Origin of the sequence: Dawidia cretensis, assembly GCF_018598175.1 — a bacterium.
Lineage (GTDB): Bacteria > Bacteroidota > Bacteroidia > Cytophagales > Cyclobacteriaceae > Ohtaekwangia > Ohtaekwangia cretensis.
The window spans coordinates 1-783 of the sequence record NZ_JAHESE010000090.1; the positions used below are offsets into that span (position 1 = coordinate 1).

The window sequence follows — 783 nt, forward strand, 5'->3', positions numbered from 1 at the left end:
ATTCAAACAATACCGCTGCATCGCGCGACGCCCACACCGGGGTTTCGAGATTGCGGTAAAAAGTATAGATGAAGTTATGGCCTTTTCGCTGCACGGTATCCTGCCCCTTGCGGGTATATAAGATCACGTGGTCGTTCTGCTTTACATCGCACGGTTGAAACCAATGGGTCTGCATCACCTGGTTGGAAATATATTTCTCGTGGCGGTAATTCGAATCGGATACCAGGAAATACATCAGGTTACAGTCCTCCAGCACGGTAAACTCGATCCGCTCGGTTTCCAGCCCGGAATCTGCGATATAATCCATCTTCATTTTCATAAGCAAAGCCCGTTATACTGTCCTATAGATTTTTATGATTCCAATGCTTCCCGCAGCGACTCAGCATAGCCGATGTCCAGCCGATGAAACGCTGCCGCCGGGTGATCCCGGAAAAGTGCCTCCCTGCCCAGCCCGGCCGCCGTCCGGAATGCCGCATATACCGGCTGCAACTTCCGGTGCCGCGTCACGCCATCGGAAGACATCGTTGCCTTCCAGCTCAAAAAATACCATTCCATCGAAGGCTGGTGAAAATACATCAGCTTGCGTTTATCAAACACCACGGTGGTCACCTGCCCCTCCCGGACCAGGTCCATTTCGGCCACATACAGAAAGATCGACCGAAATATCATTAGGGGAATATACGGCGCCATCGCCCGTATCACCACCGTATCGGGATACGCTTCCATCGTGCAGATGTCGGCCTGCGGAAAGCGGCGTACCACGGCCAACGAATATCCCTCTAC

At 52.6% G+C, this 783-nt stretch carries 2 protein-coding genes; both read right to left on the minus strand.

Features of this window, described 5'->3' with window-relative positions:
- Positions 1-319, minus strand: a 319-nt coding sequence (locus tag KK062_RS29830; RefSeq protein WP_254088046.1) for a hypothetical protein, incomplete at its 3' end; no start/stop codon positions are given.
- Positions 320-351: 32 nt separating this feature from the next.
- A partial coding sequence (locus KK062_RS29835) for a hypothetical protein (RefSeq protein ID WP_254088047.1) occupies positions 352-783 on the minus strand: 432 nt, incomplete at its 5' end.